Annotated in this window: 19 protein-coding genes; 10 read left to right on the top strand and 9 right to left on the bottom strand. The window is 71.3% G+C overall.

Annotated elements, in window-relative coordinates; translation table 11 throughout:
- Positions 1-144: 144 nt before the first annotated feature.
- On the top strand, positions 145-837 hold the full coding sequence (locus ACZ4Z4_RS36965) for a FadR/GntR family transcriptional regulator (RefSeq protein WP_468337810.1): 693 nt from the start codon (positions 145-147) through the stop codon (positions 835-837).
- Between the two features lie 15 nt (positions 838-852).
- Here ACZ4Z4_RS36965 and ACZ4Z4_RS36960 read toward each other — a convergent pair whose 3' ends face one another.
- On the bottom strand, positions 853-1452 hold the full coding sequence (locus ACZ4Z4_RS36960; protein ID WP_468337807.1) for an SgcJ/EcaC family oxidoreductase: 600 nt from the start codon (positions 1450-1452) through the stop codon (positions 853-855).
- Positions 1453-1541: 89 nt separating this feature from the next.
- A complete protein-coding gene (locus ACZ4Z4_RS36955) occupies positions 1542-3641 on the bottom strand; it encodes a multicopper oxidase family protein (RefSeq protein WP_468337804.1) in 2100 nt (699 codons plus the stop codon).
- 240 nt (positions 3642-3881) lie between these two features.
- Between ACZ4Z4_RS36955 and ACZ4Z4_RS36950 the strand changes: the two genes are divergently transcribed.
- The 3 genes from ACZ4Z4_RS36950 (at position 3882) to ACZ4Z4_RS36940 (ending at position 6495) form a co-directional block, all read left to right on the top strand.
- Positions 3882-5072 (top strand): sensor histidine kinase, encoded by a 1191-nt coding sequence (locus ACZ4Z4_RS36950; RefSeq protein WP_468337801.1) that lies wholly within the window; start codon positions 3882-3884, stop codon positions 5070-5072.
- Positions 5069-5752, top strand: a complete 684-nt coding sequence (locus ACZ4Z4_RS36945; RefSeq protein WP_468337798.1) for a response regulator — start codon at positions 5069-5071, stop codon at positions 5750-5752. The genes ACZ4Z4_RS36950 and ACZ4Z4_RS36945 overlap by 4 nt, the downstream gene beginning before the upstream one ends.
- Positions 5753-5835: 83 nt before the next feature.
- Positions 5836-6495, top strand: a complete 660-nt coding sequence (locus ACZ4Z4_RS36940; RefSeq protein WP_468337795.1) for an NADPH-dependent F420 reductase — start codon at positions 5836-5838, stop codon at positions 6493-6495.
- Between the two features lie 28 nt (positions 6496-6523).
- On the opposite strand, the gene ACZ4Z4_RS36935 is transcribed toward ACZ4Z4_RS36940, so the two are convergent.
- The 7 genes from ACZ4Z4_RS36935 to ACZ4Z4_RS36905 all read right to left on the bottom strand — a co-directional run bounded on the left by ACZ4Z4_RS36935 (position 6524) and on the right by ACZ4Z4_RS36905 (position 13802).
- Positions 6524-7078, bottom strand: coding sequence for a glycoside hydrolase family 25 protein (locus tag ACZ4Z4_RS36935; RefSeq protein WP_468337792.1), 555 nt, complete (start codon positions 7076-7078; stop codon positions 6524-6526).
- Positions 7079-7166: 88 nt separating this feature from the next.
- Positions 7167-8396, bottom strand: coding sequence for a YVTN family beta-propeller repeat protein (locus tag ACZ4Z4_RS36930; RefSeq protein ID WP_468337789.1), 1230 nt, complete (start codon positions 8394-8396; stop codon positions 7167-7169).
- Complete coding sequence (locus ACZ4Z4_RS36925; protein WP_468337786.1) at positions 8396-9142, bottom strand: polysaccharide deacetylase family protein; 747 nt, start codon at positions 9140-9142, stop codon at positions 8396-8398. The genes ACZ4Z4_RS36930 and ACZ4Z4_RS36925 overlap by 1 nt, the downstream gene beginning before the upstream one ends.
- 401 nt (positions 9143-9543) lie before the next feature.
- The gene (locus ACZ4Z4_RS36920; protein WP_468338020.1) at positions 9544-10152 is read right to left on the bottom strand and encodes an ATP-binding protein; all 609 of its coding nucleotides are present in this window, start codon (positions 10150-10152) and stop codon (positions 9544-9546) included.
- 168 nt (positions 10153-10320) lie between these two features.
- Positions 10321-11088 carry an enoyl-CoA hydratase/isomerase family protein gene (locus tag ACZ4Z4_RS36915; protein WP_468337784.1) on the bottom strand — a complete coding sequence of 256 codons (768 nt, stop codon included), beginning with the start codon at positions 11086-11088 and terminating at the stop codon, positions 10321-10323.
- A gap of 87 nt (positions 11089-11175) precedes the next feature.
- Entirely contained in the window at positions 11176-12414 is a 1239-nt protein-coding gene (locus ACZ4Z4_RS36910; protein WP_468337781.1) for a L,D-transpeptidase, read from the bottom strand.
- Positions 12415-12632: 218 nt separating this feature from the next.
- Positions 12633-13802, bottom strand: a complete 1170-nt coding sequence (locus ACZ4Z4_RS36905; RefSeq protein ID WP_468338017.1) for a L,D-transpeptidase — start codon at positions 13800-13802, stop codon at positions 12633-12635.
- 196 nt (positions 13803-13998) lie between these two features.
- Between ACZ4Z4_RS36905 and glgX the strand changes: the two genes are divergently transcribed.
- The 6 genes from glgX to ACZ4Z4_RS36875 all read left to right on the top strand — a co-directional run bounded on the left by glgX (position 13999) and on the right by ACZ4Z4_RS36875 (position 25076).
- On the top strand, positions 13999-16317 hold the full coding sequence (gene glgX / locus ACZ4Z4_RS36900; RefSeq protein ID WP_468337779.1) for a glycogen debranching protein GlgX: 2319 nt from the start codon (positions 13999-14001) through the stop codon (positions 16315-16317).
- Positions 16318-16387: 70 nt separating this feature from the next.
- Positions 16388-17341, top strand: a complete 954-nt coding sequence (locus tag ACZ4Z4_RS36895; protein ID WP_468337776.1) for a LysR family transcriptional regulator — start codon at positions 16388-16390, stop codon at positions 17339-17341.
- Positions 17342-17498: 157 nt separating this feature from the next.
- Positions 17499-18869 (top strand): carbohydrate-binding protein, encoded by a 1371-nt coding sequence (locus ACZ4Z4_RS36890; protein ID WP_468337773.1) that lies wholly within the window; start codon positions 17499-17501, stop codon positions 18867-18869.
- 121 nt (positions 18870-18990) lie between these two features.
- Entirely contained in the window at positions 18991-20877 is a 1887-nt protein-coding gene (locus ACZ4Z4_RS36885) for an ABC transporter ATP-binding protein (protein WP_468337770.1), read from the top strand.
- Positions 20874-22757: an ABC transporter ATP-binding protein gene (locus tag ACZ4Z4_RS36880; protein WP_468337767.1), complete on the top strand. Its 1884-nt coding sequence runs from the start codon at positions 20874-20876 to the stop codon at positions 22755-22757. Before ACZ4Z4_RS36885 ends, ACZ4Z4_RS36880 begins: the two co-directional genes overlap by 4 nt.
- A gap of 282 nt (positions 22758-23039) precedes the next feature.
- A complete protein-coding gene (locus tag ACZ4Z4_RS36875; protein ID WP_468337764.1) occupies positions 23040-25076 on the top strand; it encodes a M4 family metallopeptidase in 2037 nt (678 codons plus the stop codon).
- Positions 25077-25115 lie beyond the last annotated feature (39 nt).

Here is a 25115-nt window from a genome sequence, read left to right as displayed (position 1 = left end):
TTTCAGGCCCCGCCGCGGCAGCCGAGAAGAAGGAGACCGCGGAAGATCATGCCGGTACACTAGCCACACGTCAGCTCCTCAGACAAGTACTCCTCAGACAAGTCGCCGACCCCCACGCGCCCGCCCCTCCCGAAAAGGCCCCCCATGCCGCTAGGTCCCGTACGCCCCAGCCCTCTCGTGGAACAGGCCGCCGCCCGGCTCCGCGAGCAGATCACCGACGGCACCTGGCCCGTCGGCACCAGGCTCCCCGGCGAGACGACCCTCGCCAAGGAGCTCGGCGTGGGCCGCTCCACCCTCCGCGAGGCCCTGCGCGCCCTCGCCGGCGCCGGCCTCGTGCAGCCGCGCCAGGGCGCCGGAGTCTTCGTGACCGCGACGGAACCGGTCGCGGACTGGCCGACGCGGCTGCGGCGCGCGGCGGTCACCGACGTGTACGAGGTGCGGATGCTGGTGGAGGTGCAGGCGGCCCGGCTGGCGGCGCTGCGCCGCACCGACGAGGACATCGCGGCGATGGCGGCCGCGCTCGCCGGCCGCAAGGTGGCGGCCGCCGCGGCCGACCCGGAGTTCGTGGACGCCGACATCGCCCTGCACGCGGCGGTCGTGGCGGCGGCACACAACCCCGTACTGACCGACCTCTTCGCGGAGTTCACCCCCGCACTCCGCCAGGGCCTGATCGACCTGCTCGAACTCACCGACGTACGGGCCGAGGAACGCAACCACGGGGACGCCGCACACACGGCGCTCGTCCGCGCGGTCGAGTCGGGGGACCCGGACACGGCGGCCCTGGTGACCCAGCGGGAGCTCCAGTCGACACTCGACCTCCTGCGGGCCAACGACTAGCCCCTCCGCCGAGCGTCACTTCTCCGCCTTCGGAGCGGTGTCGGGGGCCCAGAGGAACGAGAAGCGCTCCATGACGTTGCTGCGCTCAGTGTTGTGGAAGGCCCCGATCCGCCAGGCGTCGTCGGTGTCGCGGACCAGGGTGAAGGTCGTCACCTTCGAGAGGTCGTCCGCGCCGGGCTCGTCACCGGTGCAGTCGGCGCCGCGGCTGGTGAGGACGGCGACGTCCTTGGTCAGGAACCGCATGTCGAGGTATCTGGCGGCGAGCTTGCTGTCCTTGAGGAAGCCCTTGAAGAGCACGCGGTGGCTCGCGGTGATGTCGGCGCGCCCCTCGTAGTGGCTCCCTATGTACGTCGTGTACGTGCCGTCCTCGGTGAACCGGCGGCCGTACGCCTCCGCGTCACCGCGCTCCCAGGCGTCGGCGAGGGCGTCGATGGTGGCGCAGACGGCCTTGCCGTCGCGGCGGTCGGCGTCGGCCGGGATCACCTCGCCGCAGGTTTCGGCGCCGGTGCGCCGCACGTCGGAGGTGGCGTCGAGATAGAGGTAGGCCCCGCCCGCGCCGAGGGCGAGGACGAGCGTGGAGGCGATGGCGACGCGCTTGACGAGCTTCCGGTTCATGGTGAGGACACTCCGTTCGAGGGCGTTCGAGGGTGATGGTGGTCTGGTGGCGTGCTGGCTTCGGTGCTGCCGGAGGGCTTATGAACTGCTCACTCGGGCTTGTTGCCGACGGGGCCGCCGATCTCGTACGGCGTGGTGACGTTGTCGTATGCGAGGTGCATGACCATGCCGAGCTTGCTGTGCCAGAAGTTGTGGCAGTGGTCCATCCAGATACCGGGGTTGTCGGCCTCGAAGGCGACCTGGACCTCCTCGCCCGGCCGGACGAGCACGGTGTCCTGCCAGATGGGGCTGCCGGAGGCGCGCTTGCCGTTCTTGCTCAGCACCAGCATGTGGTGACCGTGCAGATGCATCGGATGGTCCTCGCTCCCACGGTTGACGAACGTGGTGCGGGCCAGGTCACCCTCTTTGATCATCAGCATCGGGGTGTCCGGGAAGACCTTGCCGTTGATGGTCTGCTTCAGGCCGAAGCTGCCGTCGTAGAAGCCAAGCCACTCGTCGAAGACGAGTTTGTAGTCGCGGTCGAAGTCGCTGTCCGGGCCGAACTCCGTCTTCTTCGGACTGCCGTAGCTGTACGGATCGAACGCGGCACCGCTCAGGTCCGCCTTCAATTGCCCCTTGCCGTCGGGCGAGTAGACGATGCCCGCGTCCGGCGCGCTGCCGTCGGTCACCCGTACCGGCCCGTCGGGCATGGTGAATTCGACGTCCATCCGGTTGCCGCCGCCGAGCACCAGCTTCTCGCCCTTGAGCGCGGTCGGCCTGTGCACGTCCGTGCCGTCCAGGGCGGTGACCTTGTACGGGACTCCGTCGACGGCGAACTCTCGGGTGTGACCGCTGGTGTTGCTGAGCCGTATACGCATCTTCTCGCCCGGCTCGGCGCGCCGCCGCTCCAACTCGTCCGAGACGCCCATCGCGGACACCGTGCCCTCGTCGGTCCGCCAGTCGTGGGCGAGGACGCTGACGTCGTTGTCCACCGGGCGGCTGTGCTTCTTCGGCTCGATGACCAGGGCGCCGAAGAGACCGCGGTCGACCTGCTCGGAGGCGGCCTGGTGCGAGTGGTACCAGCGGGTGCCGGACTCCTCCACGCGGAAGCGGTAGGTGAAGGACTTGCCGGGCAGCACCGCGTCCTGCGTGGCACCGGCCACGCCGTCCTCGCCGTTGGGGACGTCGACGCCGTGCCAGTGCAGGGTGACGGGAGTCTTACCGGGCAGTTCGTTGCGCAGCTCGACCTCGACGAGATCGCCCTCGGTGACCCGCAGTTGAGGGCCGGGCGCCTGGCCGTTGTACGTCCAGGCGTCGACCGTCCTGCCGGAGGCCAGCCGCACCTTCTCGGCCCGGGCGGTGAGGGAGAAGCGCCGGTCCGGTGTGTCACTCGCGGGACCGCGGAGCTGGTCGGTGGAGACCTCGGCGGGACCGCCGGTTCCGGGGGCCATGTGGTGGCCCTCGGCCATCTCGTGGTGCTGCCCGGTGTCACCGCCGCCCCAGTCGGCCTCACCCTTCATCATGGAGAAGGTGTGCGGGAGCCGGCTGCCGGCGATCCCTTGCCCGACAAGGCCCGGCACGGTGCCGAGCACCACCACGGCCGTGCCGAGCCGGACCGCCACCGCCCGTCGCCGCGTGGTCCCGCGGCCGGTGACCAGGCGCCGCAGTCGCGCGTCGGCGCGCCACACCAGCAGCCCGGCGACCGCGGCGGTGATCGACCCGTACGCGCCGAGGCCGAGCCAGAACGACCGGTCCGGCGGCAGGGCCAGCTGCGCGAAGCAGCCGAGGCCGCCGAAGGCCGCGAGCCGGGGCGGCACGACATGGCGCGGGGACCGGGCACGCGCCTGCTCGTCCGGCGGCACCGGCGCAGCCGGGTCGGGCAGCCGCGTGCGGGCCGCGGACACGAGCCACGGCACCGTCCAGACGACGGTGGCGACCACGGCGGGGAGCAGCATGACGAAGGTGGTGAACAGCCGCCGGTCACCGACGAACACCCACCCCTGGCGGGCGAGCAGCCCGTACACGACGAGCCGCGCCGCGGTGAGCAGCAGGGCGACGCAGACCAGCGCCAGGGCGATACGGGACATCCGCCGCATGCGGCCCGCGGTGCGGCGGCCCGGTTGCAGGCCCGTCGCGACGGCGGCGATCAGCCAGGCGGGGAACAGGACGAGGCTGAGGCCGAGTTCGAGTCCGGCTGCGGCGACGTACATGGCCGTCACCCCCGGCCCTGCGACCGACGGGCCGCGGACGGCACGGGCTGTGGCGGACGGCTGTGCCCCGCTGTGGTGCGTTCGGTGATTTCAGGCATGCCCTCAGCGTGCCGAGCACCGCACCGGCCGGGCATCCGCCGATCCGCGCTCCCCTGCTCGGCGGAAGGTTGCAGACCCCTCGACGCCGCGTACAACTATCGATCGACGCCCGCCCGTTGGCACCGCGGCTAACCTGCGGCCATGACTTGGCACAGTCGCCTCGCCGGCCACCGGGAACGCCTGCGTCCCGCGGAGGGCGCCCTCGTGGCGGTGCTCCTCGCCGTGACCACGGCCGCCAGCGACGGGATCTCCGCGAGGTTCGACTACCTGCCCGCGAACCCGCCGCTCTTCGTGGCGGTCCCGGTCGGGCTGCTCGTGGGTCTCGCGACCTGGTTCCGCCACCGCCGCCCCGTGCTGCTCCTGCTGGCCGCACTCGGTGCCTATGTGGTGCTTTCGGCCTGGTTCGCCGTGGTGTTCGCGCAGTACACCCTGGCCGACCGGGTCGCCTCCTGGCGTCGGGTCGCCGTCGCCTCCACGGTCGCCGTCGCGGTGGTCGCCCTGCCGATCTGGCGGGGCGGCGGCTTCGACGCGGCGCTCATGAGCGTGGGCATCTGCGTCTTCCCCATCCTGCTCGGCCTCTACACGGGCGCCCGCCGCCGCCTCACGGCCGAGCTGCGGGAGCGCGCCGAGCGGGCCGAGCGCGAACAGCGGCAGCGGGTGCTGCGGGCCCGCAGCGACGAACGCGCCCAGATCGCCCGGGACATGCACGACATCGTCACCCACCGGGTAGCCCTGATGGTGCTGCACGCGACCGCGCTCGAGGCGGCCAAGGGCGCGTCCGCCGTCGACATCGGCAAGCAGATCGGCGCCGTCGGCCGCGAGGCGCTGACCGAGCTCCGCTCGCTGGTGGAGGTCCTGCACACCGAGTCCGATGCCCCGCTCGCCCCGCAGCCCGGCCTGGCCGAGCTGGAGACACTGGTCGCCGACTCCCGCGGCCTGGGGACACCGGTCACCCTGGAGCTGACCGGAGAGCACGGCACCACCCGCCCACCCGAGCTGCCGGCCCTGATCGAGCATGCCGTCTACCGGGTGGTGCAGGAAGCCCTGACCAACGTCCACAAACACGCCGCCGACGCCGCGACCCACGTCCGAGTCCAGTGCACGCGCCGCCAGTTGTACCTCACGGTGGTCAACCAGCGCGGCGCCGACGGCAGCCCCTCCGCTCTGCCCAGCGGCGGCCACGGCCTGCTCGGCATCGCCGAACGGATACGGCTCGTCGGCGGTGAACTCACCGCGGGCCCCACCCCGGACGGCGGCTTCGAGATCGCCGCCGAGATCCCGCTGGACGACGTGCCCCGACAGCAGCCCACCCACAGGGAAGCCACACGATGAGCGAGACGAAGACCCGGGTCCTGATCGTGGACGACGAATGGATGGTGCGCTCCATGCTCAGCACCATCATGGCGTCCGCCCCCGACATCGAAGTGGTGGGCGAGGCATCGGACGGCAGCGCGGCGGTGTCGATGGCCGCCGCCCTCGAACCGGACGTCGTCCTGATGGACATCCGGATGCCCCGCTCCGACGGCCTGACCGCCACAGAGCTCCTCACCCGCTCGCCCCGCCCGCCGCACGTCGTCGTCCTGACCACCTTCGACCTCGACGAATACGTCCAGACGGCGCTGCGTCACGGGGCCGTCGGCTTCCTGCTGAAGGACGCCACAGCCGATGACATGATCGCCGCGGTGCGCAGCGCGGCCCGCGGCGACGCGATGCTCTCCCCGAAGGTGACCCGCCGCCTCATCCGCCGCTTCACGGAGTACGACGCCGGCCACTCCACCGAGCGGCAGCGCCGCCGCGCCGAGGCCCGCGGCCGCCTGGAGGCCCTGACGGAGAAGGAGCGCGAGGTCCTGATCGCCCTGAGCGGCGGCCTCTCCAACACCGACATCGCCGCGGCCCTGCACATGAGCGAGGCCACCGCGAAGACCCACATCAGCCGGATCCTGTCGAAGCTCTCCCTCACCAACCGCGTCCAGGCGGCGATCCTGGCGCACCATGCGGGGCTCGTGGACTAGGGCCTCCCGCCGGAATACCCCAGCCGATCCGGAGGTTACCTCCGTTACGACCGAACAACAGTGGATCTCCGGAAGGCGCAGTCATGAAGATCGGCATCATCGGGGCGGGCAACATCGGCGGCAACCTCACCCGCCGCCTCACCGCCCTCGGCCACGAGGTCTCCGTCGCCAACTCGCGCGGCCCGCACACCCTGACCGCCCTCGCCGAGGAGACCGGCGCGAAGCCCGTCACCGTCGGCGAGGCCGCGCGCGGCGCGCAGGTCGTCGTCGTGACCGTCCCGCTCAAGGCCGTCCCCGACCTGCCCGCCGGCTTCCTCGACGGCGCGGCCGAGGACGTCGCCGTCATCGACACCGGCAACTACTACCCGCAGCAGCGCGACGGGAAGATCGCCGAGATCGAGGACGGCCTCACCGAGAGCCGCTGGACGGAGCGGCAGATCGGCCACCCCGTGATCAAGGCCTTCAACGGCACGTACGCCCAGGACATCCTCGACAAGCCCCTGCCGAAGGGCGCGCCCGGCCGGGTCGCGCTGCCGGTGTCCGGTGACGACGAGGCCGCCAAGAAGGTCGTACGCGACCTGATCGACGAGCTCGGCTTCGACACCGTCGACAACGGCGGCCAGGACGAGTCGTGGCGCCAGCAGCCCGGAACTCCCGTGTACGGCAACGTCGGTGGCGTGGACGAGATCCGCAAGGCCCTGGACGCGGCGTCGCCGGAGCGCACGGCGGAGTGGCGCGCCTAGGGCCTGCCCTGCTGGGAAGTGGCCGCTCCTACTGAGGAGCGGCCCACTCGCGCAGCTCGTCCTCGCTGGCGAAGGCGGCCACGTTCTTGTCTATCGGCGACGACGTGTACTGGTGGAACGTCCACTGCGCCTGGATGCGGGGCTTGCCCGCCCTGACGTAGTCGGCGATCCACAGGCCGTCGCCCGCGTAGGACGTGCTGTCCCGGTTCAACCAGAAATCGCGGTTGCAGTAGAGGATCACCCTGTGGTCGGGGCGCAGTCGCTTCACCTCGCGGATGAACCGGTCCTTCTCCGCGTTCGACGCGGCCGTGTGGTCACCCGTCCACTCCCAGTCCACCGCCAGCAAGTCCCCTTCCTTCTCGGGGGCCTTGCTCACGAAGTACTCCGCCTGGGCCGTGATGTTCCTCGGCCACAGGAAGTGGTAGTAGCCGACCACGCAGCCCGCGTCGCGAGCGCGCTTGGTCTGGGCGGAGAGCTTCGGATTGACGTACGAACGGCCCTCTGTCGCCTTTATGATGACGAAGGAGAGGCCGTCCGTATCGAAGGTCGACTGGTGTGAGCTGACATCGATGCCTCGGATCACGGGCGCCTCCAAGTGGGGGAAGGCGGGTATCTGAACTGCCCGTTTGGTGCCCGTTGTCAGCTGCGGCCAACCGTCAACCTTCAATTGTTCAACGGAAGATCCCGGTGTGCCCGAGCGAGTAGCGGCCGGGCTGCGGGTAGACCGCGAGTCCGTGCGGGCCGTCGCCGACCGGGATGCGGGCCACCTGGACTCCGGTGCGGGTGTCGATGGCGTACACCTCGGAGTCGTAACGCCCGGAGAGCCAGAGGGTGTTGCCGTCCGCGGAGACGCCGCCCATGTCGGGGCTGCCGCCGTCCGGGAGCTTCCACTTCTTGGTGAGTCTGTTCTTCGGGAAGTCGAAGACGGAGACCGTCCCCTCGCCGCGGTTGGAGATGTACATCTCCTTGGAGTCGCGGCTGACGTACAGGCCGTGGCAGCCCTTGCCGGTGCGCAGCAGCTTCGGTTTCGTGAACTTCTTCCCGTCCAGGACCCACATGCCGTGCGCCATCATGTCGGCGATGTAGAAGGTCTTGCCGTCGGGGGACATCTTCACGTCCTGCGGCATGGCTCCCTTGAAGGGGATCTTCTGCTGGCCGACGATCTTCATCTTCTCCGTGTCGACCTTGAGGAGTTCGCCGGAGAACTCGCAGGAGACGATGAAGTAGCGGCCGTCCATGGAGAAGTCGGCGTGGTTGACGCCGGCGCAGGTGACGGGGACGGTCTTGACGCGCTTCATGGTCTCGGGGTCGCGGAAGACGAGTTCGCGGTCCATGGAGGCCATGACGACGGCGTGCTTGCCGTTCGGCGTGAAGTAGAGGTTGTAGGGGTCCGAGACCTCGACCGTGCGACCCGTTTTGCCCGTCACCGGGTCGATGGCGGTGAGGGTGTCGCCGAGGTCGTTGTTGACCCAGAGCGTCTTCATGTCCCAGGAGGGGACGACGTGCTGCGGCTGGTTGCCGACCTCGATGGTCTCGATGACCTCGTACTTCTTGGGGTCGATGACCGACACCGTGTTGGACTCGGTGTTGGGGACGTAGACGCGGTCCAGGAACTTCTTGGCGACGGGCTGGAGGGCGTTCGGCCGGTCGGCGGCGTAGGCGTCCTTGGGGTCGAGGACCGGCGGCATGCCGGGCAGCCCGGGGGCCACCTTGGGCTTCGCGGGCTTGCGGACGCCGTCGGCGCCGATGGCTTCGTCGGACCGCTTGTCGCTGCCGCAGCCCGCGAGGGCGGCGAACACGGCGCCGGCGGCGAGTACGGCCGCGGTGCGCTTGGTCAGGTTCAGGTTCAGTTTCTTGTGGGGCAGGACGTTCGTGTGAGGCAAGGGGTTCTTGTGGGGCATCAGGTCAGTAGCTCCGTGGTCGTGACCGCGCGCAGGCCGCGGCGTTCCAGTTCTTTCAGGACGGCGGGCAGCGCGGCGACCGTGTCCGCGTACCCGAAGTGCAGGCTCACGACGGATCCCGCGCGGATCTCGCCGGTGATCGCCCGGGTGACGGCCGGGGCGCCCGCCGACGTGAAGTCGAGGGAGTCGACGTCGTACGAGAGGACGTGCGGGTAGCCCGCGCGGCGGGCGAGGCGTGTGACGAGGGGGGTCGCCGTGCGGGTGCGCGAGGGGCGGAACCAGGTGCCGATGGAGCCGGTGAGGCGGCGCAGGCGGTCCGCGCAGCCGGTGATCTCGGCGTAGGCGTCGGCCTCGGACATGTCGTTGATGTCGAGGTGGCGCTGGGTGTGGTTGCCCAGGTCGTGGCCGCCGTCGAGGATGCGGCGGGCCAGTCCGGGGTGGGCGTCGAGCCAGCTGCCGACGGCGAGCACGGTGACCTTGGCGCCGGCCTGCTCCGCCTGGCCGAGCAGCGCCTTCGCGGTGGCGGGGTCGCCCTGGCCGTGGAAGGTGAGGGCGACCCGGGGGCGGGTGCGGGGGCCGTGGGTGATCTGGGCGGGCAGGCCGGGGAGGCGGCGGGGCTCGGGGGCGGGCCGGCGGTCGTGCGCGGGGGCGGCGCAGCCGGTCGCGGCGCACCCGGTGGCGAGCGCGCCCGCGGCGGCCAGGCGTGTGCCCGCGCGCAGGACGCTGCGGCGGTCGGTCTCGATCACGCGACCATTTAATGGCGAAAAGAAGGAAATGTTGTTGATTGCCCGCTTCGCGGCCGGTACGGGTCGGAGCGGGGGGCCCGGCGCCGCCCTGGCGGCCCTTACGTATCGCCTGTCACAGCCTCCGCTTAACCAGCGTTTACCAGGCAGGTGTCCCATCTCACCAAGGATTCACCTCTAAACTGTCATGGTTTGCCCACCTAAGACTGGTTATGACCTTTTGGCTCACTGGCGCCCATCTGCCATAGTCGGAGACACGACCCCCATTGACCCGGGCTCAGGTCGTCATCAGGCCGTGGATCACACCCCATACATTCACGGCCCTTCACGAAGGCCCCCACGACGCCGACCACGGCCGCCGGGGGCTTTCGCGTATCCAGCGCTCGGCTGTCCGCGGTCGACCGTCAGCGGTCGGCGGCCCGCATCTCGAACCACGTCGTCTTGCCGCGCGGCAGCAGATCCACGCCCCACCGGTCGGAGAGCTTGTCGACGAGGAAGAGGCCCCGGCCGCTCAGGTCCATCTCGTGCACGGGCAGCAGGCAGGGCAGCCCGCGCGAGGGGTCGCGGACCTCGACGCGGATCCAGCCGCGGCGCCGCTGCATGCGCAGGCCGAAGACGCGGGCGCCGGTGTGCCGCACGGCGTTCCCGACGAGTTCCGAGACGAGGAGGACGACGTCCTCGGTGAGCTTCGGGGAGAGTCCCCAGTGGCGCAGGACGACGACCTGGGCGAGGCGGCGCGCGATGGCGGCGGACTCCGGGCGCGACGGCAGCGGCACCTCCGCGTCCGTCGGATTGCCGAACAACTCGAGCGCCTTCAGCGCGTGTTCGTCCTCCACCGCCGGCGACCAGCGTGCCGCGGTCGCACCGCCCTGCCGCCGCGGCCGTTCGTTACCCTCCAGCCCCGCCATGCCCCCATCATGGCCGCCCAGAGCGCCTTCCGGGGCCGTTCCGGCGGAATAAGCCCCCCGGAACCATCCATTCCGGGGGGTTCGCTTGACATATGCCAGTGGCAGTTAAGTGGCTGCGAATCCGCTGTGACCTGCGACGACTTCCTGCTTACGCATGATCACTTAACGCCGCGCGGCGTACGCCCGCAGCGCCCCGTCGAGCCGTCCACAATCCGCCCCTTCGGGGGACCCTTGCACTGACGTACGTTCAACTCATCTACGAACAGGCCTGGTTCAGACGAACTTGGCCTTGCCCGGGCCCTCCTCGACGAAGCTCCGCATGCCCCGCTCGCGGTCCTCGGTGGCGAACAGGGCCGCGAACCACGTGCGTTCGATGGCGAGGCCGGTGTCGATGTCGGTCTGTAGGCCCGCGTCGATGGACTCCTTGGCGGCGCGCAGCGCGATGGCCGGGCCCTGCGCGAGGCGCGCGGCCCACGCGTGCGCCTGCTCGTAGACCTCGGCGGCGGGCACGACGCGGTCCACCAGGCCGATGGTGAGCGCCTCCTCGGCCTTCACGTGGCGGCCGGTGAAGATGAGGTCCTTGGCCTTGGACGGGCCGACCAGGCGGGACAGGCGCTGGGTGCCGCCCGCGCCGGGGATGAGGCCGAGCAGGATCTCCGGCTGGCCGAGCTTGGCGTTGTCGGCGGCGATGCGGAAGTCGGCGCAGAGCGCCAGCTCGCAGCCGCCGCCCAGCGCGTAGCCGGTGACGGCGGCGACGACGGGCTTGGGGATGCGGGCCACGGCGGTGAAGGAGTCCTGGAGTGCGCCGGAGCGCACGACCATGGCGGCGTGGTCCATGGCCTGCATCTCCTTGATGTCCGCGCCCGCCGCGAACACCTTCTCGCCGCCGTAGATCACCACGGCGCGTACGTCGTCGCGCCGCGTGGCCTCTTCGGCGAGTTCCTTGAGGCGGTCCTGGGTGGCGATGTCCAGGGCGTTCATCGGGGGACGGTCGAGTCGGATCGTGCCGACGCCTTCGGCGACTTCGAGGTGTGCAGTCATGACAGGCACGTTAGCGGGGGTTAACGCCGAGGGGCCCGGTGCACTTGGTCACAGTGCGCCGGGCCCCCGGTACGGAAGGGGTGGGGCTTATGCCTTCCACTTCTCCCACGACATGTTCCAGCCGTTGTAGCCGTTGTCCGGCTGGATCTTCTTGTCGGCGGAGTTCTTCACGACGACGAGGTCGCCGATCATCGAGTTCTCGAAGAACCAGCCGGCGGGCGTCTTCTTGCTGTAGCCGCCGCGCACGTCGCTCAGGCCGATGCAGCCGTGGCTGGCGTTGGTGTTGCCGAAGACGCCGCCTGCCCAGTAGTTGCCGTGGATGAACGTGCCGGAGGTCGACAGGCGCATCGCGTGCGGGACGTCCTTGATGTCGTACTCGCCGCCGAAGCCGACGGTCTCTCCGTTCATCCGGGTCACCTTCAGCTTCTCGCTGATGACCATCTCGCCGTTGTACGTGGTGGTGCCGGGGGCGCCCGCGGTGATCGGGATCTTCTTGATCTGCTTGCCGTCGCGGACGACCGTCATCTGGTGCGTCTTGGCGTCGACGGTGGAGACCTGGCTGCGGCCGATGGTGAAGCTCAGCGTCTTGGCCTGCTTGCCGTAGACACCCGGGCGGCCCTCGACGCCGTCGAGGTTGAGCTTGACGGTGACCTTCGTGCCGGCCTTCCAGTACTTCTCCGGGCGGAAGTCGAGCCGGTCGTTGCCGAACCAGTGGCCCTCGACCGGCACGGACGGCTCGGTCTTGATCTGGATGGCCTTCTCGACCGCGTCCGGGTCGGTGATGCCGCGCGTGAAGTTGACGGAGAACGGCATTCCGACGCCGACCTTCGAGCCGTCCTCCGGAGTGAACTGGCCGATGAAGGTGTTCTTCGGCGTCAGCGTCGTGAAGGAGGTGTCCTTGGCGGAGGCGCGGCCCTCGGAGTCCTTCGCCACCGCGTGGACCTTGTACTTCGTGGCAGCCGCGAGGTGGTGCGCGGGCGTCCAGCTGGTGCCGCCCCCGGTTATCCTGCCGGGCACCGGATTGCCCTTGCTGTCCTCGACCTCGACCTCGGAGAGCTTGCCCTTGTCGGCGCCTATCTTGAGGGCGCCGCTGGTGGCCACCGACTTCGCACCGTTCTTCGGGGCTATCGTCACGACGGCCGTCGAGGGGGCGTTCTTGTCCGCCTCGTCCTTGCCGTCGCCGCCCGAGTCCGAGCCGCCCCCGCCGCATGCCGCGACGAACAGCAGCGCCGCCCCCGACACCACCGCCGTCACTCCCCTGGCGCCCCGCCGCCGCGCGCGCAGACGCGCGCCAACCGACGTCCCCGATATCGGTCGCCCGTTCAAGATGTGTCTCCCCTCGCACGGCCTGGATCCAGGCCCGCACCCCAGTGCACCAGCGCGTTTCAGACACGCGCAGCGATAGATAATCACACGGTTCCGGGCGATGACTCCCCGCCAATGTCACCGTTCCGTTCCAACTGCCCGTGGGGTGCGGGCGGTCCATGATCACCTGGTGGTCGCCGGCCGGTCACCTGGTGGTCACCCGGTCGACCACCCGGGGATCAGCCGTTCTTGACCCAGTCCTTCCACTCCATGTTCCAGCCACCGAGGCCGTTGTCGGGAGCGACTTTCTTGTCATTGCTGTTGACCACCTCGACGACGTCACCGATGAGGGTCCGGTCGAAGAACCAGCCGGCGGGGGTGCTCGAACTGCCGCCCTTCACGTCGCGCAGGCCCACGCAGCCGTGGCTGACGTTCGTGTTGCCGGGGGCGTCCGGCGCCCAGTAGTTGCCGTGCAGGAAGGTGCCGGAGGTGGTCAGGCGGATGGCGTGCGGCACGTCGGGGATGTCGTACTCGCCGCCGAAGCCGACGGTGCGGCTGTTCATGCGGGTCACCTCCAGCATCTCCGTCACCACCATCTTTCCGTTGTACGTGGTGGTCTTGGGGGCGCCCGCGGTGATCGGCACGGTGGAGATCAGCTCGCCGTCGCGGCGTACCTCCATGGTGTGCTCGGCGGCGTCGACGAGGGACTCCTGATGGCGGCCGACCGTGAAGGTGAAGGTCTTGTCCTGGAGGCCGTAGACGCCGGGGGCGGCCTCGACGTCCCGCAGGTGCAGGCCGACGGTGACCTTGGTGCCCGGCTTCCAGTACTTCTCGGGGCGGAAGTCGACGCGGGTCTTGCCGAACCAGTGCGGGCGGATGTCGACGGGCGGGCTGGCGGTGACCCGGATGGCGCGCTGGACGGCCGCGCGGTTCTCGATCTCCCGGTTGAACTCCAAAGAGACGATCATGCCGGTGCCGACGGTGGCGCGGTTCTCCGGCGCGACGTATGCGGTGAAGCGCTCGTCGGGGACGTACGTGCGGAAGGTGGTGTGCCGGGCGGAGCGGCGGCCGTGGCCGTCCAGGGCGACGGCGTCGACCTGGTACGTGGCGGCGAGCGCGAGCGGTCCTTCGTCGAGGGGCCGCCAGGTCATGCCGTCCTCCTCGATGCGCCCCGGCACGTCGAACTTCTGCGCGTCCTGCGTCCGGACCACCTTCACCGACTCCAGGCGGCCGCTGGGGACCTCGACCTTGATGCGTTCGTCCGGCTCGACCCCCTTGCTGCGGTCGCCCGGTGACACCCGGATCGCGTCCGCGGGCGAGCGCGGCTTCCCCATGAATCCGTCGGGTGCCCCGGTGGAGCAGCCCGTCGCCCCGGCCAGCAGGCCCGCCCATGTCACTACCGCGGCCAGCACGGCCCCTGCGCGCCGTGCGCGCCTCGCATCCTGTCTCACGTGGGTCCCAACGACCGTCCCCCTGCCGGGGAAACGTGAGTGCGACGCGCACGGTGGGCAGAACCATGGAGAGGACGACGCATGGGGAGCCGCGGCCGGGACGCCGCACGCCCTTTTCGCACGTCGACCGACGGAGCCGCCGGGAGGCCGACAGGTGTCGAGCGCAGCCGAGCAAGAGGCAGTGCAGGAGGCAGAGCGGGCAGCGCGGAAGACGGGGCGTGGCACGGCCCAGCGGTCCGCCCCCTCGGCGAACGGGGGGAGGCGGGCGGCGCCGCGTGCCGCGCCGGGCCGGCCGGTGTGGCCGGGGGCGCCGACGCCGCTCGGGGCCCGGTTCCGGGTCGGGCCCGACGGGGTCGCGGGCACCAACTTCGCGCTGTGGGCGGGCGGGGCGGAGGCGGTGGAGCTGTGTCTGTTCGACTCGGCGGGCGGCAGGGCCGTCGAGACGCGCTGTCCGCTGACCGAGCTGACGCACGAGATCTGGCACGGTTTCGTGCCGGGCGTGCGTCCGGGGCAGCGGTACGGGTACCGCGTGCACGGCCGCTGGGACCCGTGGACGGGCGCCCGCTGGAACCCGGCGAAGCTGCTCCTCGATCCGTACGCGCGCGCGGTGGACGGCGGCCCGGGCAACGACTACGGCCGGCTGCCCCCCGAGGTGTACGGGCACGTGCGGGACTGGCCCCAGCAGCATGTGGCGGACACGGTCCGCGACGACAGGGACTCGGCGCCGTACGTCCCGAAGGGCGTGGTCGTGCACGACGACGCGCCGGACGACGAGTGGGCGGACGACCGGCGCCCGAAGACGCCGTGGGCGGACTCGGTCATCTATGAGCTGCACGTGCGCGGCTTCACGAAGCTGCACCCGGGGGTGCCGCGGGAGCTGCGGGGGACGTACGCGGGCCTCGCGCACCCCGCCGCGCTCGACCATCTCGTCCGGCTCGGGGTGACGGCCGTCGAGCTGCTGCCGGTGCACCAGTTCGCGCACGAGGACCATCTGCTGCGGCGGGGGCTGCGCAACTACTGGGGCTACAACTCGATCGGCTACTTCGCCCCGCACGCGGCGTACGCGGCGTCGGGTACGACGGGCCAGCAGGTCGGCGAGTTCAAGCGGATGGTGCGGGCGCTGCACGAGGCCGGGATCGAGGTGATCCTCGACGTGGTCTACAACCACACGGCGGAGGCCGGCGAGCTCGGTCCGATGCTGTCCCTGAAGGGCATCGACAACCGCGGCTACTACCGGCTCCAGCCGGGCGACGCGCGCCGGTACGCGGACTACACGGGCTGCGGGAACACGCTCCAGGTCGTCCAGCCGCACGTGCTGCGCCTCATCACGGACTCGCTGCGGTACTGGGTGACGGAGATGGGGGTGGACGGCTTCCGCTTCGATCTGGCGGCGGCGCTCGCGCGCTCGTTCCACGACGTCGACATGCTCTCGCCGTTCCTCGCGGTGATCGCGCAGGATCCGGTGCTGCGGCGCGTGAAGCTGATCGCCGAGCCGTGGGACGTGGGCTCGGGCGGCTATCAGGTGGGGGCGTTCCCGCCGCTGTGGACGGAGTGGAACGACCGCTACCGGGGTGCGGTGCGGGACTTCTGGCGGGGCGCGCTGCCGGACGTACGCGATCTGGGGTACCGGCTTTCGGGGTCGAGCGACCTGTACGCGTGGGGCGGGCGCAGGCCGTACGCGTCGGTGAACTTCGTGACGGCGCACGACGGTTTCACGCTGCGGGACCTCGTGACGTACGAGAGGAAGCACAACGAGGCCAACGGCGAGGGGAACCGGGACGGCTCCGACGACAACCGGTCGTGGAACTGCGGCGCCGAGGGCGAAACGGACGACGCGGACATCGCGGCGCTGCGGCGGCGCCAGCTGCGCAACCTGATGACGACGCTGCTGCTGTCGACCGGGGTGCCGATGCTGGTCGCGGGCGACGAGATGGGGCGTACGCAGCGCGGCTCCAACAACGCGTACTGCCAGGACAACGAGGTCAGCTGGGTCGACTGGAAGCTCAGGGAGGAGCCGGGGTGGCGGGAGCTGTGCGCGCTGACGGCGCGGCTGATCGAGCTGCGGCTGCGGCATCCGGTGCTGCGGCGCCGGTCGTTCTTCTCGGGGCGCGCCCACTCGGCGGACGGGCTGCGGGACCTGGCGTGGTTCACGGCGGGCGGCACGGAGATGACGGAGGCCGACTGGTACGCGCCCACGGCGACGCTCGGCATGTATCTGTCGGGGCGCGACATCCCCGGCCGCGACGCCAGGGGCGCGCCGGTCGTGGACGACAGCTTCCTCGCGGTGCTGCACGCGGCGGCGGAGCCGGCGTCCTTCGTGCTGCCGGGGCCGCCGTGGGCCGAGGCGTACGAGGTGGTGGTGGACACGTCCCTGGAGGACCAGGCCGCCGCGCCGGGGGCCGTGCACCGGGCGGGTGACACGGTCACGGTGGCGGAGCGGTCGGTGGTGCTCCTGAGGGTGTCCGACAGCTGACGCGAACATGGTCAGTTCTGGTCCGTACCTGAGTATTGCCCCGGCCCACGGGGGACCCCAAGCTCGCCTTATGGACCTGGAGTTGCGGCACCTGAAGACGATCCGGGCGATCGCCGACGCGGGCAGCCTGACCAAGGCCGCCACGGCGCTCGGGCTCGCGCAGCCCGCTCTCAGCGCGCAGTTGAAGCGGATCGAGCGCGCCCTGGGCGGTGAGCTCTTCGAGAGGGGGCGGCACGGGGTGCGGGCCACCGCGCTCGGCGAGTTCGTGCTGGCGCGGGCGCGGGTGGTGCTGCCCGCGGTGACCGGGCTGCGGGAGGAGGCGCAACGGTTCGCGCGGGACTGGGAGGGCGGGGCGGGGTTCCAGCTCGGCGGCATTCACGGGCCGTTGCTCGGCGCGCTGGTGGACCGGCTCGCCGCCGCGTATCCGGGGGTGCGGGTGACCACCCACACCTCCTGGTCGGAGCGGGAGATCGCGTCGCGCACGGCGGCGGGACGCCTCGACTTCGCGCTGGTCGGCACGTGCGGGGCGAGCGCCCCGCCGGAGAGCGACCTGCTGGTGTGGCGCGAGGTGGCCCGTGACCCGGTCTTCGTCATGCTGGCGACCGGCCACCCGCTCGCCGGCCACCAGGAGATCGACCTGGCGCGGCTCGCCGACGAGGCGTGGACGGACGTGCCGGGCGACGGCTGTTTCGCGGACTGCTTCTCCGCGGCGTGCGCGCGGGCGGGGTTCACGCCGTCGCGCGTGTACGAGACGGATGTGGCGTCCTGCGTGCATCTGGTGCAGGTGGGGCGGGCGGTGGGGCTGTGCCGGGCGACGTTCCCGCCCACCCCGGGTCTGGTGACGAGGCCGCTGTCGGGGGCGCCGCTGTACTGGCGGCATCTGCTCGGCTGGCATCCTGCGGCCCCGGCCCACGACACGGCGGCGGCGGTCTTCGCCCACGCCCGCGCGGCCCATGCGGAGGCCGCCGCCCGCAGCGACAGCTACACGGCGTGGCTCGCGGACCCTTCGCCGCCCCGGCCGTGACGCCGGCGCCGGGCCCGGTGCCGAAGATGGTGCCGGTGCCGGTGCTGCTTCCATAACGTCGGGTACGGGGGTCGAGTGACAGCTATTGGGGGGCTGTTGAGGCTTCTACGGTGTGGGCGATCCCCGCTCATCCCTCGAACACCGAGGAGTCCCCCGCATGCTCCCCACCCATCACAGACGTCTCGCTGCCGCCTGTGCCGCGGTCACCGCGGCCGGCGCGCTCGTCCTCGCAGGACTGCCCGGCGCCGCGTCCGCCTCCCCGGCCGCGCCCTCCTCGCTCTCCCCCGCCGAGAGCGCCGCCGTCGACAAGACCTCTCCCGGAGTCTTGAAGGCCATGCAGCGCGACCTCGGCCTCACGTCGGCGCAGGCCGAGGCCCGTCTGGTCAACGAGGCCGAGGCCGGCGCCGACGCGGGACGCCTGCGGAACGCGCTCGGCCGGGACTTCGCGGGCGCCTGGGTGCACGGCGCCACGTCCGCGAAGCTCACCGTGGCCACCACGGACCCCGCCGACGTCCCCGTGATCGAGGCCCGGGGCGCGCAGGCCCGCGTCGTCGACCACTCGCTGGCGCAACTGGACGCGGCGAAGGCCGAGCTGGACCGCGCGGCGAAGCAGGTCGCGACGCGTGACGCGCCCGTCTGGTACGTCGACGTGCGGTCCAACGCCGTCGTGGTGGGTGCCGTGAAGGCCGGTGCCGCCAAGTCCCTCGTCGCCGCGGCGGACGTGGACTCCTCCCTCGTACGCACGACGAAGACGGCGGAGCGGCCGCGGCCGCTGTACGACCTCGTGGGCGGCGACCCGTACTACATGGGCGGCGGCCGCTGCTCCATCGGCTTCCCCATCACCAAGGGCACCCAGCAGGGCTTCGCGACGGCGGGCCACTGCGGGCGCGCGGGCACGGCGACCACCGGCTACAACCGGGTGGCCCAGGGCACGTTCCAGGCGTCCATCTTCCCCGGCAGGGACATGGCCTGGGTCGCCACGAACTCCCAATGGACCGCCACCCCGTACGTGAAGGGCCAGGGCGGGCAGCGGGTCGGCGTCGGGGGCTCCACGCAGTCCCCGGTGGGTGCGTCGATCTGCCGCTCCGGCTCCACTACGGGGTGGCACTGCGGCACGATCTCGCAGCACAACACCAGCGTCACCTACCCCGAGGGCACCATCAGCGGTGTGACCAGGACGACGGTCTGCGCGGAGCCCGGCGACTCGGGCGGCTCCTACATATCGGGCAGCCAGGCACAGGGCGTCACCTCGGGCGGCTCGGGCAACTGCCGCAGCGGCGGTACGACGTACCACCAGCCGATCAATCCGCTGCTCCAGCAGTTCGGTCTGACGCTGAAGACCACGACCGGCGGCGGCGACCCGGACCCGGGCGAGCCCGAGCCGGGCGGCACGTGGGCGGCGGGCAAGGTGTACGCCGCGGGTGACACGGTCACCTACGGCGGGTCCACCTACCGCTGCCTCCAGCCGCACCAGGCCCAGCAGGGCTGGGAGCCGCCGAACGCGCCCGCGCTCTGGCAGCAGGCGTAAGGCTCGGCCGGGGGCTCCGGGGCGGCGGCCCCGGGGCCCCCGGTCCTAGGCCCAACGGCCCACCCCGGACCGTCCAAAACTCGGTGGGTTCTGTCAGTGGCGATCCGTAGGCTCGCCACTGATGTCCACACCAGATGCCCCTCCCAAATCAGCTGCTTCCGCCGGGAATCGGTCCACCGTACGGACACTGCTGCGCCTGTGGCCGTACGTACGGCCGGTCCGGACCCGCCTGATCATCGCGGCGGTCGTCGCGGTCGTCGCCTCCTGTACGGGTCTCGTCTTCCCCCTCGTACTGAAGTGGATGGTGGACGGGCCGGTGGCCGACCGGGACGGGGCGGGGGTGTGGTTCGGGGCGCTTCTGCTTCTCTTGCTCGGTGTCGCGGAAGCCCTGCTCTTCGGCCTGCGGAGGTGGCTGGTGGCCCGGCCCCTCGCGGGCGTCGAGGCGGCGATGCGGGCCGACCTCTACCGCCATCTCCAGCGGCTGCCGGTGGCGTTCCACGACCGGTGGGCGTCCGGGCAGCTGCTGTCGCGCGGTACGACGGATCTGATGCTGCTGCGCATGTTCCTCGCCTTCCCGCTGACGTTCCTGCTGGTCAACGGCGCGACCATCGTGGTCGGCGTGATCATCCTGCTCGGGCAGGACTTCACGCTCGGGCTTGTGCTGCTCGCCCCCGTGGCCCCGATGGTGATCGCCCTCGCGTACTACGAGGGGCGGTACACGGCCGTCGCGCGGCGCGCGCAGGACCAGGTCGGGGACCTGACGACGGTCGTCGAGGAGAGCGTGCTCGGCATCCGCATCATCAAGGGCTTCGGCCGCCACCGCAGCCAGGCGCGGGCGTTCCGCGAGCTCTCGCACACGCTGCGCGGCACGGAGCTGGTCAAGGCGCGGATCCTCGCCGCGATCTACGCGGTGATCATGACGCTGCCGGAGGTCGCGATCGGGGCGGCGCTGGTGATCGGCACGGTGCGGGTCGCGGACGGCGGTCTGTCGGCGGGCACGCTGGTCGCGTTCCTGTCGACGGCGCTTGCGCTGCGCTGGCCGGTGGAGTCGATCGGTTTCCTGCTCGCAATGAGCCAGGAGTCGGCGACGGCCACGGAGCGGTACTTCGAGGTGATGGATGCGGAGCCGGAGGGGGCTGTTTCTCCGGCGGGCGCCGGCACCCGTCCCGAGGTGCCCGCCGCGGACGGGGACAGCGGTGGTCTGCGGTTCCACGGTGTGGAGTTCCGTTATCCCGACGCGGCGCCGGACGCGCCCCCTGTCCTCGCCCGCATCGATCTGCACATCCGCTCCGGCGAGACCATGGCGCTCGTCGGCGCGACCGGCAGCGGCAAGACGACGCTGACCGCGCTGGTGCCCCGGCTGCACGAGGTGACCGGGGGCCGCATCACCCTGGACGGCGAGGACATCACGGCGATGGACCGCGAGCGCCTGCGTACGCTGGTCGCCGTCGCCTTCGAAGAGCCCACACTGTTCTCCGCGACGGTCGGTGAGAACGTCCTGATGGGCGCCGAAAAGAGTGCCGGTGAGGCGGAGTTGGCCCGCGCGCTCGACGTGGCGCAGGCCGACTTCGCGTACGCGCTGCCGCACGGCACCGACACGCAGGTCGGCGAGCAGGGCCTGAGCCTCTCCGGCGGTCAGCGCCAGCGTCTCGCCCTGGCCCGCGCGGTGGTGGGCCGCCCCCGCTTCCTGGTCCTCGACGACCCGCTGTCCGCGCTCGACGTGCACACGGAGGCGCTGGTGGAGGCGGCCCTGCGGCGGGTCCTCGCGGACACCACCGCCCTGGTCGTCGCCCACCGCCCCTCCACGGTGCTGCTCGCCGACCGGGTCGCCCTGCTGTCGGGCGGCCGCGTCGCCGCCGTCGGCACCCACCAGGAGCTGCTCCGGGAGAACGCGGAGTACGCGTGGCTGATGTCGGGAGCCGACACACCCGGCCCGGACGAGGACACCGCCCACTCCCCCGGCAGCACCGCTCCCCTTGCCCACTCCTCCGAGGAGGCCCCCCGATGACCTCGTCGACACCCGTCCGGGAGAAGCCTGCCGGACCCGACCCGGAGGAACCGCACGTCGCGGCGGGCAGTCCCGCGCCGGACGATCCCTTCGACAAGGACGAGCTGCCCGCGCCGCCGGGCGCCACCCGCACCCTGCTCCTCTCCCTGCTCTCGCCGCTGCGCGGCCGCGTCACGCTGGCCGCCGTGCTGCTCCTGGTGCAGCAGGCCGTGGTGCAGGCGGGACCGCTGCTCGTCGCGTACGCCATCGACCGCGGCGTGCCCGCCGTGCGCGCCGACGACTACGGCCCGCTGATCGCGGTCGGCGTCGGCTATCTGTGCTGCGCGGCCGCCTCCGGCGCCCTCCAGTACGCGTTCATCGTCGCCTCCGCGCGCGTGAACCAGGACGTACTGCTCGACCTGCGCGGCCGCATCTTCCGGCACGCGCAGGCGCTCAGCGTCGACTTCCACGAGCGGTACACCTCGGGCCGGCTCATCTCCCGCTCCACCACCGACGTCGAGTCCCTGCGCGAGCTGCTCAGCGAGGGCTTGCAGGAGTTGCTCACGGTCCTGCTGTCCTTCGTCTACATCTCGGCGATGCTGCTCTGGCTGGATCTCGGCCTCGGCGCGCTGGCCGTGGCGTCGTTCGTCCCGCTCTACCTCCTCATACGCCTCTACCAGCGGCGCGCCGCGGTCCTGTTCCGCGACCGGTCGACCGCGATCGCCGCCGTCATCGTGAAGTTCGCGGAGACCATGAACGGCATCCGGCCGGTGCGGGCCTTCCGCAGGGAGCGGGCGAACGACGCGGACTTCGCCGCGCTCAACCAGCGGCACGAGCGGACCAACGGCGCCGCGATCCTGGAGATGGCGCGCTATGTGGTCGGCTCCCGGCTGGTCGCCAACACGGCCGTGGCCGCCATCGTCCTGTGGGGCGCCCAGCGCGTCGCGGACGGCGGGCTCGCGCTCGGCGTGCTGGCCGCCGCCGTGCTGTACCTGCGGCGCCTGTACGACCCGATCGACCGGCTCGGCATGTTCCTCAACTCCTACCAGTCGGCGGCCGCCTCGCTGGAGAAGATCGCGGGCCTGCTCGCCCAGACCCCGACGGTGCCCGAGCCGGAGGCCTCGGCCACCCGCCCCCTGCCCGCCCTGGAGTCGGACCACCCGGGCCGCGAGGTCCGCTTCGACGGGGTGCGGTTCGCGTACCGCACGGGCGGCGAGGTCCTGCCCCGCTTCGACCTGACGCTGCCCGCCGGGCAGACCGTGGCCGTGGTCGGCTCCACCGGCGCGGGCAAGTCCACGCTGGCCAAGCTGCTCGCCCGCTTCTACGACCCGACGGAGGGCCGCGTCCTCCTGGACGGCGTCGACCTGCGGGAGCTGTCGGGCACGGAGCTGCGGCGCGGCGTGGTGATGGTGACCCAGGAGGCGTTCCTGTTCTCCGGCACCGTCGCCGAGAACATCGCGATCGGCCGCCCCGACGCCACCCGCGAGGACATCGAGCGCGCCGCGAGGGCCATCGGCGCCCACGACTTCATCGCCTCGCTGCCCGACGGCTACGACACCGACGTACGCAAACGGGGCGGCCGCATCTCGGCGGGCCAGCGCCAGCTGGTGGCCTTCGCCCGCGCCCTGCTCGCCGACCCCGCGGTCCTGATCCTCGACGAGGCGACCAGCTCGCTGGACATCCCGGGCGAGCGGGCCGTGCAGCGCGCCATGCACACGGTGCTGCGCGGCCGCACGGCCGTGGTGATCGCCCACCGCCTCTCCACGGTGGAGATCGCGGACCGGGTGCTGGTCATGGAACACGGCCGGGTGGTGGAGGACGGCAGCCCCGGCGAGCTCATCGCGGGTTCGGGCTCGTTCGCGGATCTGCATCGGGCGTGGCGGGAGAGCGTGGTGAGCTGACCGCTCCGCATACCGAACCCCCTCAACCGGCCAACGGACTATTTCCGGCCAACTATTGACGCGCCCCTGACAGAGGCGCCGCTCCGGTGTCACTCTTCCCCTCGACCACCACGCGATATTCAACAACTCGGTGGTCAACGGTTCCTCACACGCAACCCGCTACACGCAACACCCCGTGTGCACAGCCCAGTTCTGCGTTCCGCCTTGCTCTGCCCGGACGGCGATCCAGCCGTCCGGTAGCTCTGGCCGCGCACCCCCGCGGCCGCGCAGAAGGAGTCCGTGTTGAGAAGCACTCCCCACAGACGCGCCGCCGCAGCCGGCGCACTCTCCGCCGTCGCCGCTCTGCTGGCCGTGGCCGTCCAGGCGGGTCCCGCCTCGGCCGACGACCCGGTGAAGACACCCGCCGCCCAGGCCCAGAAGCTCGGCAAGGTCGACCCGGGCGCGCTCGCCGCCAAGCTCACCCCCGCCCAGCGCGCGGAGCTCATCCGCGACGCCAACGCCACCAAGGCGGACACCGCCAAGGAGCTGGGGCTCGGCGCCAAGGAGAAGCTCGTCGTCCGCGACGTCACGAAGGACCGTGACGGCACCGTCCACACCCGCTACGAGCGCACCTACGACGGCCTGCCCGTCCTCGGCGGCGACATGGTGGTCGACACCGCGAAGTCGGGGAAGACCGAGGGCGTCACCAAGGCCACGAAGGCGCAGCTCAAGGGCGTCGACATGAGCGCCGAGGTCAAGGCGTCGGCCGCGGAGAAGCAGGCGCTGAGCGCCGCGAAGGCCGAGGGCTCGAAGAAGACCGACGCGGACCGGGCGCCGCGCAAGGTCGTGTGGATGGCCAAGGGCGAGCCGGTCCTCGCGTACGAGACCGTGGTCGGCGGCCTTCAGCACGACGGCACGCCGAACGAGCTGCACGTCATCACGGACGCCGCCACCGGCAAGAAGCTCTTCCAGTGGCAGGGCATCGAGAACGGCACAGGGAACACGCAGTACAGCGGCCAGGTGCCGCTCGGCACCGCCCAGTCGGGGTCCAACTACACCCTGACCGACACCACCCGCGGCAACCACAAGACGTACAACCTGAACCGCGGCACCTCCGGCACCGGAACCCTCTTCTCGGGCCCCGACGACGTGTGGGGCAACGGGCTGCCCGCCAACCTGGAGACCGCGGGCGCCGACGCGCACTACGGCGCGGCGCTCACCTGGGACTACTACAAGAACGTGCACGGCCGCAGCGGCATACGCGGCGACGGCGTCGGCGCGTACTCGCGCGTCCACTACGGCAACAACTACGTCAACGCCTTCTGGTCGGACGCCTGCTTCTGCATGACGTACGGCGACGGCGCGGGCAACGCCAAGCCGCTCACCTCGATCGACGTCGCGGCGCACGAGATGACGCACGGTGTGACGGCCGCGACCGGCAACATGACCTACAGCGGCGAGTCCGGCGGCCTGAACGAGGCCACCTCCGACATCTTCGCGGCCGCCGTCGAGTTCAACGCCAACAACGCCCAGGACAAGGGCGACTACTACGTCGGCGAGAAGATCGACATCAACGGCGACGGCACCCCGCTGCGCTACATGGACAAGCCGAGCAAGGACGGTTCGTCCAAGGACTCGTGGTACTCGGGCATCGGCAACATCGACGTGCACTACTCGTCGGGTGTCGCCAACCACTTCTACTACCTGCTGAGCGAGGGCAGCGGCAAGAAGGAGATCAACGGCGTCCAGTACGACTCGCCGACCTCCGACGGCCTGCCGGTCACGGGCATCGGCCGGGACAAGGCGTCGCTGATCTGGTTCAAGGCGCTCACCACGAAGTTCACGACCACGACCAACTACGCGGCGGCCCGCACCGGGACGCTCGCGGTGGCCGGTGAGCTCTACGGCACCAGCAGCGCCGAGTACGCGGCCGTCGCACACGCCTGGGCCGCCGTGAACGTCGGCGCGCGCCCCGGCGGCGAGACGCCCGGCACCGACTTCGAGAACACCACGGACGTCGCCATTCCGGACGCCGGCGCCGCGGTCACCTCCTCGGTCAACGTCACCGGCCGCACCGGCAACGCGCCGAGCGCCCTGAAGGTCGGCGTCGACATCGTGCACACCTGGCGCGGTGACCTCAAGGTCGACCTGCTCGCCCCCGACGGGACGGTCTACCCCCTGAAGCCGGCCAGCTCCTCCGACTCGGCGGACAACGTCAAGGAGACCTACACGGTCAACGCCTCCTCCGAGGTGGCCAACGGCACCTGGAAGCTGCGGGTCCAGGACGTGGCCCGACAGGACACCGGCTACATCAACAGCTGGAAGCTCACCTTCCCGTAAGCCGGACAGTCCGCACCGACACGCCGCCGCCCCGGGTGA

It is taken from the genome of Streptomyces sp. NPDC030245 (assembly GCF_055572995.1).
This window is presented reverse-complemented; position numbering and strand designations above follow the sequence as displayed.

Excerpts from the sequence above, each read along its gene's own strand:
- ACZ4Z4_RS36915 (WP_468337784.1), bottom strand. The coding sequence starts at position 11,088 with ATGACTGCACACCTCGAAGTCGCCGAAGGCGTCGGCACGATCCGACTC.
- ACZ4Z4_RS36960 (WP_468337807.1), bottom strand. The coding sequence starts at position 1,452 with ATGAACCGGAAGCTCGTCAAGCGCGTCGCCATCGCCTCCACGCTCGTC.
- ACZ4Z4_RS36890 (WP_468337773.1), top strand. The coding sequence starts at position 17,499 with ATGCTCCCCACCCATCACAGACGTCTCGCTGCCGCCTGTGCCGCGGTC.
- ACZ4Z4_RS36880 (WP_468337767.1), top strand. The coding sequence starts at position 20,874 with ATGACCTCGTCGACACCCGTCCGGGAGAAGCCTGCCGGACCCGACCCG.
- ACZ4Z4_RS36950 (WP_468337801.1), top strand. The coding sequence starts at position 3,882 with ATGACTTGGCACAGTCGCCTCGCCGGCCACCGGGAACGCCTGCGTCCC.
- ACZ4Z4_RS36940 (WP_468337795.1), top strand. The coding sequence starts at position 5,836 with ATGAAGATCGGCATCATCGGGGCGGGCAACATCGGCGGCAACCTCACC.
- ACZ4Z4_RS36895 (WP_468337776.1), top strand. The coding sequence starts at position 16,388 with ATGGACCTGGAGTTGCGGCACCTGAAGACGATCCGGGCGATCGCCGAC.
- ACZ4Z4_RS36885 (WP_468337770.1), top strand. The coding sequence starts at position 18,991 with ATGTCCACACCAGATGCCCCTCCCAAATCAGCTGCTTCCGCCGGGAAT.
- ACZ4Z4_RS36930 (WP_468337789.1), bottom strand. The coding sequence starts at position 8,396 with ATGCCCCACAAGAACCCCTTGCCTCACACGAACGTCCTGCCCCACAAG.
- ACZ4Z4_RS36965 (WP_468337810.1), top strand. The coding sequence starts at position 145 with ATGCCGCTAGGTCCCGTACGCCCCAGCCCTCTCGTGGAACAGGCCGCC.
- ACZ4Z4_RS36955 (WP_468337804.1), bottom strand. The coding sequence starts at position 3,641 with ATGTACGTCGCCGCAGCCGGACTCGAACTCGGCCTCAGCCTCGTCCTG.
- ACZ4Z4_RS36945 (WP_468337798.1), top strand. The coding sequence starts at position 5,069 with ATGAGCGAGACGAAGACCCGGGTCCTGATCGTGGACGACGAATGGATG.